Consider the following 16,658-nt stretch of genomic DNA (forward strand, 5'->3'; position numbering starts at 1 on the left):
TGCCGCTCACCCGCTGTTTGGCCCCTGCTTGACCACTATCAGACAGGATCGGACGTGATCGATGTTACTAGCCCATCCATTTCCGGATCCATCGCCTATATGAACATTGAAAACCTCATCCACGTTGCAGACAAAGGCCCATTTGGCGTTCAGCACAATGTCATATCGGCGGCTTGACTGCCGCAGGGCGCTGCGATGGATGTCGGCCTTGCGCACCACGGTATCATGTTGCGTGACCGGCCCCATCTCTTGCATCCGGCGCAGAATGTCCACCGTGGTATCGGTGCAGTCGTTGGTACAGACCAGAATGTGATCAAAGCCAGAGGTTTCATAATGCGCAACCCATTCGAGGATATAGATGCTTCGGTCTTCATCGCCGACGCGACGGCATGGGTTTCTTCGCTCATATCCGCCTGATCTCATCAGCCGTTCATCTGTGTCGTTTTGCCTGTGACCACAACGTCAGCGCGCCCCCCTGCTAAACAAGCAACATGGCGTCGCTGTCACGGATCCGCCAATTTCGCCATGGCTCCGCATTCTGGCGATACACAAACGCCCCCCAAGTGTTTAACCTTGCACACATCCGCGCCAGGCAGCGACAGCGCGCGACGAAAGGGGAGTTTCAGGTGGTACGTGAACGTGAGGTTGGCACACTGTGGATTGGTGGCCCGCTCAGTTGGATGGAACAACTCTGCCTCAAGTCATTTGTAGATAAGGGCCAGAAAATCACCCTGTTCGGCTATGAAACCATCCCAAACCTGCCGAATGGGGTTGTTTTTCGAGACGGGCGAGAAATCATAGATACCGATGATTTCATCAAATATGAGCAAAAGAACAGCTATGCTCTGTTTGCCGATTGGTTTCGTCTGCACATGATCCACAAATGTCCCGGCATGATCTGGGTGGACACGGATGTGTATTGCCATCGCCCGATGGACTACGACAGCGACTATGTGTTTGGCTATGAGTTGCCGGGCGAACATCGCGTCAACAATGCGGTGCTTGGTCTACCCGCCGATAGCGAAATACTGTTGCAGATGCTGGAGTTCACCTCGGATCGCTATGCAATCGCACCGTTTCTGCCCCGCAAGCGGCAAGAGACGATGCGCAAACAGGCGGAAAAGGGCAAGCCCGTGCATGTCTCGCAACAGCCATGGGGTGTTTGGGGTCCGATGATGGTCACGCATTATGTCCATGCGCTCGGGTTAGAAGGGCATGTGCAACCGCTCAACGCATTTTATCCGATCACCTTTCCGGAACGGTTCAAGTTTATGCGGCGCTCAGATCTGGCCGCCGGGTTGATCACAAAAGAGACCACCGCTCTTCATCTATGGGCCTCGAACAAGCGGCAGTTGGGTAATATTCACGATGGTCTTCCCCCCAAGGGCTCATATCTCGAAATGCTGGTTCAGGAGCATGGGATCAATCCAGCGCTTGCGCCAATCAAGGGGCGCGGCAACGCCACATTCGACGGTGCATTGATCGACGACTTGGATCTCGAAACCGTCTCGGTCGCGGCGGATCTGACTGGCCATGCCCGCAGCTTCATGCTGGCGCTGCATCACAAGTTCGATTGCGACATACAATTGATCAATTGCAATCGCAGAGGCAAATTCAAGGAACACGACGAAAGCTGGTTGGAGGGCTATATCACGTTCCTTGTAGAAAACGATGTCAGCCCTGACCGCATTCAAGTCGTTCGAGATGAAAAAGCCCTGCGCCCAGTGGATGTACTTTGCAACCTTTCTGGCTTTGGCGATCGTTTCAATGTGCCCTTTCTGAAAAAATTTCTAGATCGGTGCATGCATTCAGACAGCCGTGTTTTCATGGACGTCCGAAAAGGGTCGGGCGCCTTTCCGTTTCTCAAGGAATTTGGAACCAACACGACGCTCTCAACTCGCGAAGACGATGGCCACGAAATTACCCGCATCCGGGTCCAAGCCAAGCCGCCCGAGGTCAACCATGCCGAGGACAGTTGGGATCAGATCGCCCGTCAGCTTGCAGGGCAGGATGGCTGGTATCGGGCGGGCACCAATGGGCACAGTTTTCTCTATATGCCCCGAGATCCGGATACGCTTGTTGTGACCTTTGACAATCTCGATATCGCCATGACAAAGCGTGAAGACCGTCGGCCTTGGGGATACAAATTCATCAAGGATCAGGGCTGGTCCATGCTCGGAGTTTTGGCAGGAGGCTGGACCTGGTATCGCGAGCCTTGGGTCTGTGAACAATTTGACGCCCTTCGGGATGATGGGTTCTTCAAACAGTTCCGGCGCGTGGTGTTTTACGGGGCATCGATGGGGGGGTATGCCGCAGGCGCCTTTGCGCCTGCGGCACCCGGCTGTGATGTGGTTGCAATATCGCCGCAGAGCACATTGGATAGATCCATAGTGCCTTGGGAAACACGTTATAAAACTGCTTGGGATCGGGATTTTTCCGGCAAATACGGCGATGCTGCGGAGGCCAGTGCCGCCGCAAATCGCGTTTTGATTTTGTACGACCCCTATGAGCCGTTGGACGCGCAGCATGCGGCGCGATTCAACAATCCTAATGTCCAGCACTTGCGTGCGCCACTGCTCGGGCACCGTCTGGGAAGTTCGTTAAATCAAATGGGTATCCTGAGCCCGATTATTCTGGGCGCACTGAATGGCACCCTGACGGCACATGAGTATTACCACTTGCTCCGCGCCCGCCGCACATTACCCCGGTATCAACGCGAACTATTCAGTCTTGCGGTGGCGAAAGGACACGTCAAACTCGCCAAAGCACTTGGGACGCACATATTGGCGCAAAACCCGAACCGCGCCATTCGCATTGGCCTTGAGGCGCTCACCGAAGGCTGACCGGATTGGGACAGGTGATGCGGGCGCAGATCGCACCCTCAGCGCACGACGAATTCTGCATGCAACGCGCCTGCAGCCTTAATGCTCTTGAGAATGTCGATCATATCGCGTGGGTCCACACCAAGCGCATTCAGCCCAGCAATGACCTCGGACAGGGAGGTGCCCGGCTGAACCTCGGCCAAGCCGATACCCGGCTCTTCTTGTATCTCGGCCTGCGTGCGCGGGACCACCACGGTCTCTCCTTGGGCAAAGGGGTTTGGCTGCACGACAAGCGGTGTTTCCTGAATGCGCAGGGTCAGATTGCCCTGCGAAACCGCCACCCGCGATATCCTTACATCCTGTCCCATCACGATCGTACCAGAACGCTGATCGACCACCACACGCGCCTTGCGCTCTGGCTCGACCAGAATGTTCTCGATCTGCCCAAGTGCGTGCGCAGGCGAAGCCGCGCGCATGCGTGACAGTGTCAGTCGTACAGTGCCCGCATCGAGCATGACCGCTGCGTCCCGGCCAACGGTGCCGTTGATCGCACTCTCTATCCTCGCTGCCGTGGTAAAATCCGGCTCTCGTAGCGCAAGGCGGATTGTATCCAACGCAGTGAAATCAAACTCGATCTCGCGCTCAACCCTTGCGCCAGAGGGGATCACACCCGCAGTCGGAACCCCTTGTATGACGCCCCCTGCATCCCCTTGGGCGGCGACTCCCCCTGCGATGATTGTGCCCTGCGCCACAGCGTAGATCTGACCATCGGCCGCGTTGAGCGGTGTCATCACCAAAGTGCCGCCCAAAAGGCTCTTGGCGTCGCCGATTGCAGAAATGGTTACGTCAATCTGGCCGCCCGCCCGCGCGAATGGGGGCAATTCGGCGGTGACAAACACCGCAGCAACATTCTTGGGACGAAACTGCTCTCCCGATACGTTGATGCCGAGGCGTTCAAGAATGTTGGACATAATCTCTTCTGTGAAGGGCGCATTTCTTAGCCCGTCACCCGTACCATTGAGCCCGACGACCAAGCCATAACCGACCAAGTCATTGCCACGCACACCGTCAAACTCGACCAGATCCTTGATCCGGATCGGACTTGCCATGGCCATGCTGCACCCAAGTGCAAGACCCAGACCCAAACACCAGGCCAGACGCCGCAAGCTCATGACAAGAAATTCAAAAGGGTGAGCCGCGAAGCTCTCGCCGTGATCGTATACAGCGTTTCGAGTTGCAACTGCACCTGCTCAAGCTCAACCGCAGTTTCAAACGCGTCCGCAGAGACCAGTTCAGACCGAACAATCTCAAAGCTAGAGATTTCAGCGGCAATCCGTGAGGCAGACTGCTCGATGCGACTCTCAGCCGCCCCAAGATTGGCCCGGATCTCTGTCAAGCCATCCTGATGGGCCAAAAGCGTTACCCCGGCATCCGCCGCCAAAGCAACCCGCTGTGCCGCGGCAAGTGGTAAATCCGGATCATTGCTCACCGCGATCAGAACCATTTGTTTGAGCGCCTGTCGTAGGGTCGGATCATCGGCGCGGATATCCAAAGCCACGGACTCTCCAGACCCAAGCTGATAGGGCGAGACCTCGGTCGTTGCGCCCCGATAGATCAAGGTTTGAAAGCCGCCGGAGGCACTTTCGAAGAACATATCCAACCGGGCCTTCATCTCCGCCTCGTTTGCGGATCCGGACAGGGTGTTTCGCACGTCCGAAAGCAGTGTCTCAGCGGAGACAAGCGGGCTCGTATCCGTCTGCGCACCACTAAAGAGCGCGCGTCCCGACGCCTCGCTGTTGAGCGCCCCAATCACAGAGCCAAGGGTCTCGGTCGCATTGACCACAAGGCTGGACAACTGGCGCGTCGTACCCACCGGACCCAAGGTAATCGCCTGCGTCGCCAAATCCGTGGTCGCTCTTTGCACACGATCCAGCGATGCCTGCATAATACCGGTATCGGTCGCAGCCTCACGTGCTGCAGTGCGGTGTCCGGACAGCAGCACCAGCTCGTGCTCGATATCCGCAAGCGGCAGGAGGTTGCCCGAAAGATGGCGACCCAAGTCCGCAACCCGCCCACTGCTGAGTTCCAGCCCGAGACGATCCATCTGTTGTCGCAATTCCAGCCCCTGACGTCGCAGTGCGAACGACTGGGCAAGGTCACCGATGGTTTGAAAATTCATCGTCAGATCCTCAAAAGGGTGTCAAGCATGTCATCAATCGTCTGGATCATGCGGGCGTTGGCACCGAACGCCTGTTCGACCAAGAGCAAGCGCTGCAATTCTGCGTCGCTGTCCACACCATTCGCCAGTTCAAGCGCCCGAAACTGGCTGGCCTGTCCGGTGGCAAAACTCTGGGTCTGCTCCGCTGCAACGCGGGCCTGCGAGAGGTTCGAGATCAAGGTTGCTGCGTGTCCGGCAGCAGAGCGTGCCCCACCCCCCAAGTTGGTCGAAAACAGGCTGCTCGGTCCCGTCAGCGCACGGCGCAGGGCGGCAAGCAGCTCTCCATTGCCCGGCGGTCCGGCACTGGGTGCGGACAATCCATCGCGAATTCTGACGATATCCCCTCCGCGCATTGGGTCGATGGCCTGATTTACAGAAATGCGGGCGGCAATGCCCAACTCATTCTGTGCCTCCAAGCTGGCGCCGGCATCGGTAAACAGACCAGCGTCGCCCGACGCACGTGTTGGATCAAGGCCAGGTTGCTGAAATCGCTCGACCAGATCGCGTGCAACAGCATCAAGTTTCGCGTTGGCGTCTATGGCGGCGCGATCACGAATATCAAACAATGCCCCCAAGCGGCCACCCTGCAAAGGGCCCCGATCACCGCCAACAGGCACCTCCGTCCCATCAATTCTGATGCCAGACAAAAGACCGTTTTCAAGCGTCATTTGCGGAGTGACCACAGGTGCTGGATCAAAGGACAGCGTGACAGCCCGGCCATCAAGCAGCAATCCACCAGAAGTCGTGACCAGCGCCACAGACCCATTGTCACGAGGCACTTGCCGCAGCGGAAGGACCTCGGCAAGGGTATCGATCACGCGTTGACGCTGATCTTCGAGTGTTGCCGTATCATTGCCGCGCGACAGGCCTGCGGTTATTTGAGTATTGAGGGCAACCACCTGTTCAAGACTAGAGTTCAGTGCATCGACAGTGGTGGCGATGTCGCGATCCGCGGCACTGCGCAAGCGCGCAATTTCGGATGCTGCATCATTGAACAACGCGCCAAGACCCTGAGCCTCACGCAGAATCTCCTGCAATCGGTTTGGGTCCTCCGGGCGGGTGCTCGCCGTAACAAACGCCGCCTCTAGCGTGGCCAATCTGCCGGTCAGGGATTGCGCTGACTCTGGTGTGCCAATGGTCTTTTCCACAGCCAGCGCAAAACTTGCACCAACCTCAGAGGCTGCGCGCGCGCTATCTGCGATCCGCCGGTCAGACAGCAACCCAAGATCGACCTGCCGCGAGACACTTTCCACACGCACGCCTCGACTATCCCGGGTCGACGCGAGCGTGATCTCTCTTGGGGCGAACCCTTCAGTAAGAGCATTGGCAAGATTGCCCGACACAACCTCCGCCGTCCGCGTGCTGGCAACAAGCCCGCTGAGTGCGCTGGAAAGAGCAGAGCTGAGGGTCATGTCGTTTCCTTTTTTCCGGGATCAAAGGCGTGTTTAGCGGATGATGTTGGTGGTTTCCTGCAACATCTCATCAACGGTCTGGATCACCTTGGCATTTGAAGAATAGGCACGCTGCGTCTGGATCATGTCAGTCAGCTCACCCGCGACATCGGTGGCGGATTCCTGACGGGCAAAGGCCACGATGTCACCGGTCGGCCCATCCCCCGCATCCCAAAGGAAGAAAGAACCGCTATTGGGAGAAGGAAGATAGGTCTGTTGATCCATTGACACCATGCCGTTGGGATTGGGCAGATCCACCAACGGCACCTGATAGATGATCCGGGTCACGCCCGTATCAAATGAGGCACGCACGAACCCGTTTGCATCCACCTCTGCCGCGATCATGTTCCCAACCGGAGAGCCATCCTTGGCAATAGAGAGCGGCGCAAAGCTGTCTGACAACTGGCTCAAGCCATCAGAGGTGCCGAGGCGACCGATATTAATCTCAATCGGACCGCCCGCCACATCGACAATGATCGCTCCGGTTGTTGGATCAAACGCACCGCCGGTAATCGTCTGCACGCCCAGCAGAGTGCCGCCCGTCTCGCGCGCGTCGTCAAAGGTCAGGATGTATTCTCCGATAAGCGCGTTACCCTGCGCCGAGTCCGTCAAGGTCACCGTCCATTCATTCGACAGCCCAACAGCCGGAATTGTTGGCGAAAACTGCAATGAGATGTTCTCAGAGGTGCCGAGGTTATCAAAATACTCGATCGACAGCTGTTGGGGATCACCTGCGCCATCGAATCTGGTGTCGGTTGCAGGCAGGTTGACGCCAAGATCGATGGACGTCGTCGGCTCTCCCGTCAATTGGTTGACGTTGATCTGAACCGGCTCCAGCCCGGCACTAGTGTCGCGCGAAAACTCGGGGATCGTCCCGTCTGGATTTGCCGGCCAGCCAAGCAGAACCAGGCCAGACTCGGTCACCAGCCGCCCTTGGGAATCCGTCCGGAAAGAGCCCGTGGTGGTCAGCAGCATTTGCGAGCCGCCGTTCGCCACGGCAAGATCGGTGACACGGGCCACCGGCAGGAACCCGCGATCGCGCACGGCTAAATCGGTGGGGTTCGAAGAGCTGACAATGGACCCTCCCTGATCCACCAGCCGCTGCGTGCTGGCACGAACCCCGCCCGCCGAATAGCTGCCGCCCCGGCCGGATATGACCAAAGATTCAAAATCAGCCTCGACACGGCGATATCCAAAGGTCGAAGAGTTGGCGATATTGTCTGAAATGGTCGCAAGCCGCGTGGCATTCGCGTTCAAACCCGCGACACTGGCATTCAAAGAAGAGGAAATTGTCATGGATACGCCTTTCTGCTGCATCGACCAACCTTGGGACACAGGCATACGCGCGTAACTTTAACAGTCCGCTAATGCATAAAATTCTCTCTAGTTTCGGATAAGATCGGATCGTAGCAAGATCATCTCCAGCCGGTTGTTGCGCAGGGCCATGGGATCGGGCACGGCGGGCGTGCGGTCCGCATGCCCGGTAATTCGACGCATCCTCTTTGCCGCGAGACCGGCAGCCTCCAGCATCCGGCGAAATTGGTTGGCGCGTGCAGAAGACAAATCCCAAACCGGGTTCTTGACCAGAGTGATGGGCACCGCACGGGTATGACCCGCAAGCGCCACATGGTTGGTCACAAGATTGGCCGCACCACTCAAAAGCGCCGAAATATCTTCGAGCAAGGGAGTGGGCACATCCTGATCCCCCTCGAAAAGCGGCGCGCCCGGCAGATCAAAAATCTCAATCACCAGCCCCTCATCCGTGACCCGGGTCAAGATGTGGCGCAGCCTCTCATCCGCCACCAAGCTTTCCCCACTACGCCCGGAAAGCATATCGTCAATTTCAGAAAACGCCTCTGCATCGGCTGACAGCGTACCTTGTGCGATGACCCCCATCGCACCCTTGACCTGTCGGCTGATCGGTGCGGAGCGCAGAGAAGCCCCCGTGCCGTTTTGCGGCAGAACATCGTCGGAGAATACACTGTCACCGCCGAATGCTCCATCTCCCCCGCCTGAAATCCTACTGATCGGCACGGTCGGGCTGAAGTAGTCCGAAATACCTTTGCGTTGTTGTTCCGTCGTTGCGTTCAGCAGCCACATCAGCAGGAAAAAAGCCATCATCGCCGTGACAAAGTCAGCATACGCCACCTTCCAGGCACCGCCATGATGCCCGCCGCCACCCACTACCTTTTTCCGTTTGATGATGACTGGCGCCGCATTGCTATGCGCGCTCATTCTCATCACCTTTGTACTCACCCGCATTAAGGAGTAGCACAACGGAAGCTACCGAGATGTTAACACTTCAAGTTTTATGAATTTCAGAACCTCATACCTGCCCCGGAAGCCACAGGACAATGGCAGGAAACGCCACGAGCAGGGCAATCGTCACGGCATCCGCGACAAAGAATGGCGTAACGCCCTTGAACACGTCCTGCACGCTGAGATCATCGCGCACCCCTGCCACCACAAAACAGTTGAGGCCAATCGGCGGCGTGATCAAACAAAACTCGGCCATCTTCACCACGAGAATTCCGAACCAAATCGCGCACATTGGACCAGACATGCCAAAGGTGCTGTCGGCAGCACTGACCGCTACACCACCATTAAGCGCCATAACAGCCGGGTAGACCACAGGCAGCGTCAAGAGCAGCATGCCGATGGCGTCCATGAACATGCCCAGCACCGCATAGGCCAACAGGATGCAGATCAGGATCAGCATCGGCGACATGGTCAACGAGGTGATCCAGTTGGCAAAGGCATGCGGCAGATCTGCAAATCCAAGGAACCGCACATAGATCAGAACACCCCAGATGATCGTGAATATCATCGCGCTCAGCTTTGCGGTTTCAAGCAACGCTTGCTTTAGTTCCGGCCAGCGCATGCCGCGATAGAGGGCCACCAGAAACACCAGAAAGGCCCCGATTGCCCCGCCTTCGGTGGGCGTGCCCCAAGCATCGCCGCCAAACGGATTGTAGACGAAAAACACAATGGTCACGACCACAAACACGATAGGCAGCGCCGGCGGTAGTGAAACGAACCTCTCGCGCCAGGTGAACCCAGTGACCGGCGGTCCAAATCCTTTGACTGTCACCGCGAGACCAATAATCAGGACGACATAGACAATTGCCGAGAAGACGCCTGGAACAAAGCCTGCAAGCAACAGCTTGCCGACATCTTGCTCGACGATGATTGCATAGATCACCAAGAGCGCAGACGGCGGTATAAGGCTGGCCAAGGTCCCGCTGGCTGCGACGACACCAGCGGCAAAGCGTTTATCATACCCGATCTTGAGCATTTCGGGGATAGCGATGCGCGCAAAAACTGCGGCGGTCGCCACACTCGCGCCCGACACGGCGGCAAATCCTGCGGTGGCGAACACTGTCGAAACCGCAAGCCCCCCCGGAACCCACGCGACCCAACGTTTCGCCGCTTCGAAAAGCGCCTGTGTGAGGCCTGCATAATAGGCGAGATAGCCAATGAGGATGAAGGTGGGAATGAGGCTGAGCGCCTGAGAGCTGACCTTGGAATGCGGCACCTGCCCTGCGGTCTTGACGGCGACAGTCAGTGCCCAGAGGAATTGATCGCCATCGTAGCCCTTCTTGGACCAAAAGATCCAGATCAGCCCAATAACGCCAGCCAATGCCGCGGCAAAGGCCACTCGCATTCCCAGCACAACGACAACCAGCATGATGCCGGTGACGACAATTCCAATCTCAATGGGCTCCATCAGGTGCGTCCCTTACGTATCATGGCCGCTGAGTTGCGCGGCTTCGCGTGCGGCTTGGGTTGCCACATCTTCGATCAACGGTACGGCGACAGGCTGCTCGTCCCCAGAGAGACAAGCCCGGCCATATCCCCAAAGCTGCAAGCTCAGGCGCAGTGACAGCACGGCAAAGGCAATCGGGGCCAAGATCTTGGCAGGCCAGATGGGCAGACCGATATCGATCGTACTGTCGCGGCTCCACATCGGGGCAGTAAAGTCAAAACTGCGCTGGAAATGCGCCCAGCTCCCCCAAACGAGCAAGAGCATCAGCGCGAGAACCGCCAGAGTGGTGATCAATTCAACCAACCACAAGGCCCGCCCCTTGAGCAGCCCGACAACGATATCCATGCGAATATGCCCACCATCGCGTTGTGTATAAGCCACGCCCATAAAGGCGATCAGTGGCATGATCTGTTCGATCCAATCGACATATCCGGGCAAAGGTTGATTGAATAAATTGCGTCCGCCCACAGAGATCACAGCAAGGATCATGATGGAAAAGACGGCAATCCCGCTCAGCAGTGCGAGCAGCCGCTCCAGCCTGTAGAGACCTCGGTCAAGATAGCTAAGAAGGCTGTGATCGGACAGCACAGATGCCGCACCCGCCATGGGACTTCCCCCCCTGTATTTTCAGGATGCAAAGCGATCCGCCACGCGCCTTGCGCAGCGGATCGGCGTCATCGGCTCAAGAGCCGCCTTTGATCTCTGCCAGCTTGGCTGTTACGAAATCATAAAGCTCCTGCGCAGGCAGACCGCGTGCACCATTCTCTTCGATCCAACTGGCCGCGGCGGGACCTGCCGCAACGTTCTTGAACGCATCAAGCGATGCCTGATCGAAGGTGATGGAGGTGACCCCGCGCTCTTCCAGAGCGGGGCCCCAAGCCTTCATAGTCTGGTTTTCGTAGTAGTCGATGTAATGGGCGAGCGCCTCGTCGATGGACCCCAGCAGTGCTTCGCGCTCTGAATCTGTCAGGGCGTTGAGCGCATCAGTGTTGGCCACAACCGGGCAATTTACGGTTCCGGGGTTGAGGTTGGCCGTCCACCATGTTGCACTTTCGATGGTGCCAAAGGACATATGCGCATGTGGCGCAAAGCTGACGGCCTTGACCACGCCGCTGTCCATCGACTGCCGGACCTCTGTGGCGGACATTGAGGTTGGCACGGCGCCGATGGCCTGCATCGCGGCCCCGATACCGCCGAGGGCTCGTACACTCATGCCTTGGAAATCATCGGGACTGTTGGGCACATCGCCTGCCCCGACGAAATTGTACTGCGGCATCGGCGTGGGCATCAGAAGCGTCGCATTCCAGCGTCCAAGATCCGCCTTGACCGACGGTTGATCATAGAGAGCCTGCGAGAGGGCCGTTTCCTGTTCCAGCGTTTCCACGCCAAGGAAGGGAAGCTCCAGCACCGTCAGCGAAGGGTTCTTGTCGGCGTGATACCCGGCACAGAACTGAGCCATTTCAAACGCACCGATGGAAATGCCGTCGAGGTTCTCTTTCTCGTTCGACAGACCACCATAGCTGATGTTCATAGTGAATTCGCCGTTGGTCTTGGCACTTACCAGCTCTGCCAGCTTCTCCACATGCTCGGTAAAGGCACGCCGTTTGCCCCAGACGGACACGTTCCATTCGGTCGCCATGGCCTCTCCAGCGAAAGCAAGACTGAGTGCGGCAACGGCGGTATAGCTCAGATATTTCTGCATGGTTTCTCCTCCCAGATTTCATGTCAGATTATTGGGGGCACCTTGAGGGAAACCAGACGCGCTTACTATGAAGAAAACCGCCTACTCCCCATCGGCAACCCTGCGGAATTCCGCAATGACACTATAGCAAAGCCTCTTTGTCCAGACCCAGTTTTACGATCTTTTCATTCAGCGTCCGCCGCCCGATGCCAAGTGCCTCGGCGACGGCCTCCATGCGGCCCCGATGTGCGGTGATTGCCTTGGCAATCAGCTCGCGCTCGAATGCGGCCACGGCCTCGCGCAGCGTATCGGGAACATCGTCGCCCGGTGCGTCGCGGCACAAGGCCTGCGCCATTGACCCAGACCCACGCCGGGCCGCCAACACGCGCCGTTCACAAACACTGCGCAGTTCGCGCACATTGCCCGGCCAGTCATGCGCCAGCAAAGCGGCACTGTCCTCAGCGCTCAGGTCCGGAGCGCGGGTTTCGTAGACCCGGGCAAATTCCTCCAGAAATCTGGCTGCCAGAAGCATGACATCATTGCGGCGTTGCCGCAGCGTCGGCAGCGCAATTAACGTTGTGTTCAGCCGGTAGAGCAAATCCGCCCGCAACCGTCCGTCGCGCACTGCCTCTTGGGTGTCTTCGTTGGTTGCTGACATGACGCGGAACCGCAACGGTACGGCAATCGGCGCCCCAAGAGGCGTGACTTGCTTGTCCTCAATCAGCCGGAGCAGCTTGGCCTGAACAGGCAAAGGACAGGAACAGATTTCATCGAGAAAAAGCGTCCCGCCATCCGCCCCTCGCAGACGCCCCTTTGCCCCACCTTCAACGCCAAACATTTCAGTTTCAAAGCCTTCCACCGAAAATGCGGCACAGTTGAGGGCCAGAAACGGCCCCTCAGCCTGAGGTCCAAGATCATGAAGCGCGCGCGCCACCAGTTCTTTTCCGGTCCCGGTCTCGCCCTGCAGCATCACCGCCGCGCCGCTTTGCGCCAGATCCAGAACCTCATCGCGCAACGCGATGGTTTCCGGTGTTTCGCCCAAGAGAACACGGTTCAGCCCCGAAAGCTGCGCCAGCCGGTTCTTGAGCCGCGCGGTCGTTTGGCGCATCATGTGCTGATCTGCGGCATGGTGCAGGATGTTCAACAGGCGGCGCGGCTCGTAGGGTTTCTCGACAAAGCTGTAGGCCCCCCTGCGCATCGCATCCACCGCCATGGCGATATCGCCATGCGCCGAAATCAGTACCAGAGGCGGCGCCAGATCCGGGTCGAGTGTGTCGAGCAATTCGAGGCCCGACATCCCAGGCATACGGACATCAGACAGGATCACATCGGGCTGCACCTCGGCCATTCTTTCGGCCAGCCGCTCCGCTCGTGGCAGTGCCTCAACCTGCCAGCCAGCCGCCTCCAGAAGATCGACCAGCGATACCCGCATTGCCTTATCATCCTCGACAATCAGAATTCGGGGGTGGGTCAGGCTGGTCATGCGGCGCTCAAGTCCTCGTCCCTATCTGCGAGCGGCAACTCTACGCGAAACACCGCACCGCTGTTCGTGCCATTGCGGGCGCTGATCCGTCCATGATGTTCCTTGACGATGTTGGCTGAAATCGCAAGGCCAAGCCCCATACCGCGGCCACTCTCTCGCGTGGTAACAAAGGGCTCTTGCAGATCATCCAGGCTAGCCTGACCCAGACCATGCCCGCTGTCGCAGATCTCTACCCAACCCGTGCCGTCACACCCCCCCAAGCTGAGGGCAATCTGCCGTATGTGGCAATCTTCGACAGAATCTACAGCATTGCGTAGTATGTTGGTCAACACCTGCTCCAGCCGCAACTGATTGCCACGTACCAAAATAGGATGCTTGGGCTGGATAAATGTGACCTCAACGCCAATTTTCTCAATATTTGGCTCCACCAATGCCAAGGCCGACTGCACCACCGCGCGCAGGTCAACCTGCGAGAAATCCTCACGGTCGGTGCGGGCAAAGAACTTGAGCTGACGCGTGATCGCCTCCATCCGGTCCACAATTCCAGAAATGCGTGGCAAGATGCGCTCGGCCCGCTGCCCGCCTATTTCAGCTGCGGCCAGATGGTTACGCATGGCGGCGATAGGCTGTCCCAGCTCATGCGTGACAGAGGCCGCCAGCTGCCCGAGCGCCGCCAGACGGCTGGCACGCTCCAGCTCATTCTGGGTGCGCTTTAAGCGACGTTCTGCTGCGCGACGTTCCTCGATTTCGACTGCAAGTCGTTCATTTGCCTCACGCAATTGCGCCTCTTCGGCCTCAGAGCGCCGCAAAGCCTCTCCGATGCGCTGCGTCCGGCGCACCTGAGACACGAGAAAGCCAGTCCCCGCAAGGATCATCACCATCCCCGTCAGGAGCCAACTTCGGGTCATGGCCGCGCTGTCGTCCGCAAAATAATGCAACACCCAGTCATGCGGCGGAACGCTGGCCGAGAGGTGAATGCGCTCTGCGCCGCCGATCATGGCCCGTGCATCCTTATTATCCGCCCAGTCGAGTGGTTCCAGACGCTGGCCGGGGAATTGTCGGTCCTGCGCGATGCGCGCACGCTGCGCCGAATCCAAGTCTTGCAGCGTGCGGTAACGCCAGTCGGGATCGGAGGACAGCATGATCACCCCATCACGATTGGCCAGTAAAACCTGTTCGCCCGCGGCGCGCCACGCCTCTTCCAAATCGGTGAGATCAAGCTTGATCGCGATGACCCCAATCAGGGTTTCATCCGGCAGCCGGACAGCATCGGCAATGAAATAACCGGGCAGGCCGGTGGTGGCCCCAATGCCATAAAACCGGCCCTGCGTGCCGTTTCGGGCCTGTTGGAAATATGGGCGAAACGAATAGTCTTGCCCCACAAAACTATCCGATTTTCCTGCATTCGATGCAGAAACTGTCATTCCGTCCGGGCGCATCAGATAAATGGCATCCAATCCGGATTGCGCGGCGAAGGCTGCCAATCTACGGTCAAGCCGTCCAGTGGCAGCCCCGGTGGCGGTGTCGATAACGTGGCTGTCGCGCGCCAGAACGTAGGTCAGATGCGAGAACCGTTCCAGCTCTGATACAACCGTGCTGCGATACAGAGAGAGCCGCCCCCGCGCCTTGGTTTCTTCTTCGTATTGAAAGAAACTGAGCGAGAGCCAGAACACACCGATAGCCACGCAACATGCGGTAAAGGCAGCGAGGGCGGAATAGGTCAGGCGCATGGAGCCTAGATATCCGTGTCTTTGAGCCATCGCGCAAGCGCTTTTGCAGAGGGGATGGATATGCTGAAAGGCGGCAGTGACACCTTGAGGTTTGTACAAAATAACGGCGAAACCTTACACGCAATCCGCCCCAAAAGGACCCTGTCAGACACAGATGAAGCGCCATGCGACGCTGCCTTTTGTCGGCTCCCGCAAACCAGATAGATTAACTCAACTATCCCGAGGGCGTCATCTGGTCTCCCCCGCAAGGCCGTGCTAAGCCCGGTCATCCCCGCGACAAAGGATACCCCATGCCCGCCAAGCCCCCCCTCTCTCGGCCTGAGTTCATCGCCATGATGGCAATGATGGCCGCGACGGTCGCGTTCTCTATCGACGCGATGCTTCCGGGATTGCCGCATATTGCCGAGGCCTTGACCCCCGAGGCGCCAAACCGTGCGCAGTTAATCATCACCGCATTTCTGTTAGGTCTGGGGCTGGGTACCTTTGTGTCAGGGCCACTGTCGGACTCGTTCGGGCGCAAACGGGTGATCCTGATTGGTGCCGCGATCTATGCCGCCGGTTCCGGTCTTGCGATGTTCGCCCCGAGCCTTGAAGCCCTGCTGGTCGCGCGGGCGATCCAAGGTGTTGGGGCGGCGGCGTTTCGGATCGTGTCAATCGCCATCATCCGTGATCTCTATGCCGGGCGCGACATGGCGCGGCTGATGTCCTTTGTGATGATGGTCTTTGCCTTGACGCCCGCCATGGCCCCGCTGCTGGGAACAGGAGTCATTGCGTTGGCAGGCTGGCGTGGGGTGTTCGCGGCCTTTGTGGTGTTTGCGCTAGTGCTCTCGCTCTGGATGGCGCTGCGCCTGCCGGAACCCTTGCCAAAGGATGCGCGCCGCCCGTTTCGCGCCGCTCCTCTCTGGGCGGCGCTGCGCGAGGTTTTGGCGCATCCGGTCACACGTCTGGCAATCGTGGTACAGATGTTATGCATGACCACGCTCTTTACCTCGCTCAGCATGGTGCAGCCGGTATTCGATGAGACATTCCACCGCGCCAGCAGCTTTCCCTACTGGTTTTTCCTGATGGCGCTGATCGCAGGGAGCGGCAGTTTCCTCAACTCCCGCCTCGTGATGCGCTTGGGGATGGAGCGGATGGTCAGCGCGGCGCTCGGGACGCAGATCGTGCTGTCGGTTCTGGCGATTACGTTTTGGCAGATGGGACTGCCCCCCGGCGCGCAGTTCGCCATCTTTCTGATCTGGCAAACCAGCGTTTTCTTTCAGGCCGGGCTGACGCTTGGCAATCTCAATGCACTGGCGATGGCCCCGATGGGCGCGATTGCAGGCATGGCGGCGAGCGTGACCGGGGCCGTGGCCACGGTGGGCAGTGTCGCCATTGCCGTGCCCATTGGACAGCAGTTTGCCGGCACGCCGATGCCGGCGCATCTGGGGGTTCTGGGCGCGGTGCTGTTGGGCTATGGCCTGATGCAGCGGTTACGGGTACGGGCCGCGCAGACGGTTTAGACAAT

Annotated in this window: 13 protein-coding genes; 2 read left to right on the forward strand and 11 right to left on the reverse strand. The window is 58.4% G+C overall.

The genetic code is table 11. The features are described from left to right. Positions 1–6: 6 nt before the first annotated feature. Positions 7–423 (reverse strand): glycosyltransferase family 2 protein, encoded by a 417-nt coding sequence (locus tag ACN0SW_RS03810; protein ID WP_417726573.1) that lies wholly within the window; start codon positions 421–423, stop codon positions 7–9. Between the two features lie 203 nt (positions 424–626). On the opposite strand from ACN0SW_RS03810, the gene ACN0SW_RS03815 reads away from it, so the two are divergent. Beyond that, positions 627–2,843, forward strand: a complete 2,217-nt coding sequence (locus ACN0SW_RS03815; protein WP_417726574.1) for a hypothetical protein — start codon at positions 627–629, stop codon at positions 2,841–2,843. 38 nt (positions 2,844–2,881) lie between these two features. Here the strand turns inward: ACN0SW_RS03815 and ACN0SW_RS03820 are convergent, their stop codons facing one another. The 10 genes from ACN0SW_RS03820 to ACN0SW_RS03865 form a co-directional block, all read right to left on the reverse strand. Beyond that, positions 2,882–3,994 (reverse strand): flagellar basal body P-ring protein FlgI, encoded by a 1,113-nt coding sequence (locus tag ACN0SW_RS03820; protein ID WP_417726575.1) that lies wholly within the window; start codon positions 3,992–3,994, stop codon positions 2,882–2,884. Then, a complete protein-coding gene (locus tag ACN0SW_RS03825; protein ID WP_417726576.1) occupies positions 3,991–5,001 on the reverse strand; it encodes a flagellin in 1,011 nt (336 codons plus the stop codon). The genes ACN0SW_RS03820 and ACN0SW_RS03825 overlap by 4 nt, the downstream gene beginning before the upstream one ends. 2 nt (positions 5,002–5,003) lie before the next feature. Further along, on the reverse strand, positions 5,004–6,452 hold the full coding sequence (flgK, locus tag ACN0SW_RS03830; protein ID WP_417726577.1) for a flagellar hook-associated protein FlgK: 1,449 nt from the start codon (positions 6,450–6,452) through the stop codon (positions 5,004–5,006). Between the two features lie 33 nt (positions 6,453–6,485). Beyond that, positions 6,486–7,787 carry a flagellar hook protein FlgE gene (locus tag ACN0SW_RS03835; protein WP_417726578.1) on the reverse strand — a complete coding sequence of 434 codons (1,302 nt, stop codon included), beginning with the start codon at positions 7,785–7,787 and terminating at the stop codon, positions 6,486–6,488. An 87-nt stretch (positions 7,788–7,874) separates the two neighbouring features. Beyond that, a complete protein-coding gene (locus ACN0SW_RS03840) occupies positions 7,875–8,726 on the reverse strand; it encodes a flagellar motor protein MotB (RefSeq protein ID WP_417726579.1) in 852 nt (283 codons plus the stop codon). Between the two features lie 91 nt (positions 8,727–8,817). Continuing rightward, the gene (locus ACN0SW_RS03845; RefSeq protein WP_417726580.1) at positions 8,818–10,218 is read right to left on the reverse strand and encodes a TRAP transporter large permease; all 1,401 of its coding nucleotides are present in this window, start codon (positions 10,216–10,218) and stop codon (positions 8,818–8,820) included. Positions 10,219–10,230: 12 nt separating this feature from the next. After that, positions 10,231–10,863, reverse strand: a complete 633-nt coding sequence (locus ACN0SW_RS03850) for a TRAP transporter small permease subunit (protein WP_417726581.1) — start codon at positions 10,861–10,863, stop codon at positions 10,231–10,233. Between the two features lie 76 nt (positions 10,864–10,939). Next, complete coding sequence (gene dctP, locus ACN0SW_RS03855; RefSeq protein ID WP_417726582.1) at positions 10,940–11,959, reverse strand: TRAP transporter substrate-binding protein DctP; 1,020 nt, start codon at positions 11,957–11,959, stop codon at positions 10,940–10,942. Between the two features lie 121 nt (positions 11,960–12,080). Further along, positions 12,081–13,421, reverse strand: coding sequence for a sigma-54-dependent transcriptional regulator (locus ACN0SW_RS03860; protein WP_417726583.1), 1,341 nt, complete (start codon positions 13,419–13,421; stop codon positions 12,081–12,083). Next, on the reverse strand, positions 13,418–15,181 hold the full coding sequence (locus ACN0SW_RS03865; RefSeq protein WP_417726584.1) for a sensor histidine kinase: 1,764 nt from the start codon (positions 15,179–15,181) through the stop codon (positions 13,418–13,420). Before ACN0SW_RS03865 ends, ACN0SW_RS03860 begins: the two co-directional genes overlap by 4 nt. Positions 15,182–15,441: 260 nt before the next feature. Between ACN0SW_RS03865 and ACN0SW_RS03870 the strand changes: the two genes are divergently transcribed. Then, on the forward strand, positions 15,442–16,653 hold the full coding sequence (locus tag ACN0SW_RS03870) for a multidrug effflux MFS transporter (protein WP_417726585.1): 1,212 nt from the start codon (positions 15,442–15,444) through the stop codon (positions 16,651–16,653). Positions 16,654–16,658 lie beyond the last annotated feature (5 nt).

Origin of the sequence: Roseovarius sp., assembly GCF_048262375.1 — a bacterium.
Classification (GTDB): Bacteria; Pseudomonadota; Alphaproteobacteria; order Rhodobacterales; family Rhodobacteraceae; genus Roseovarius.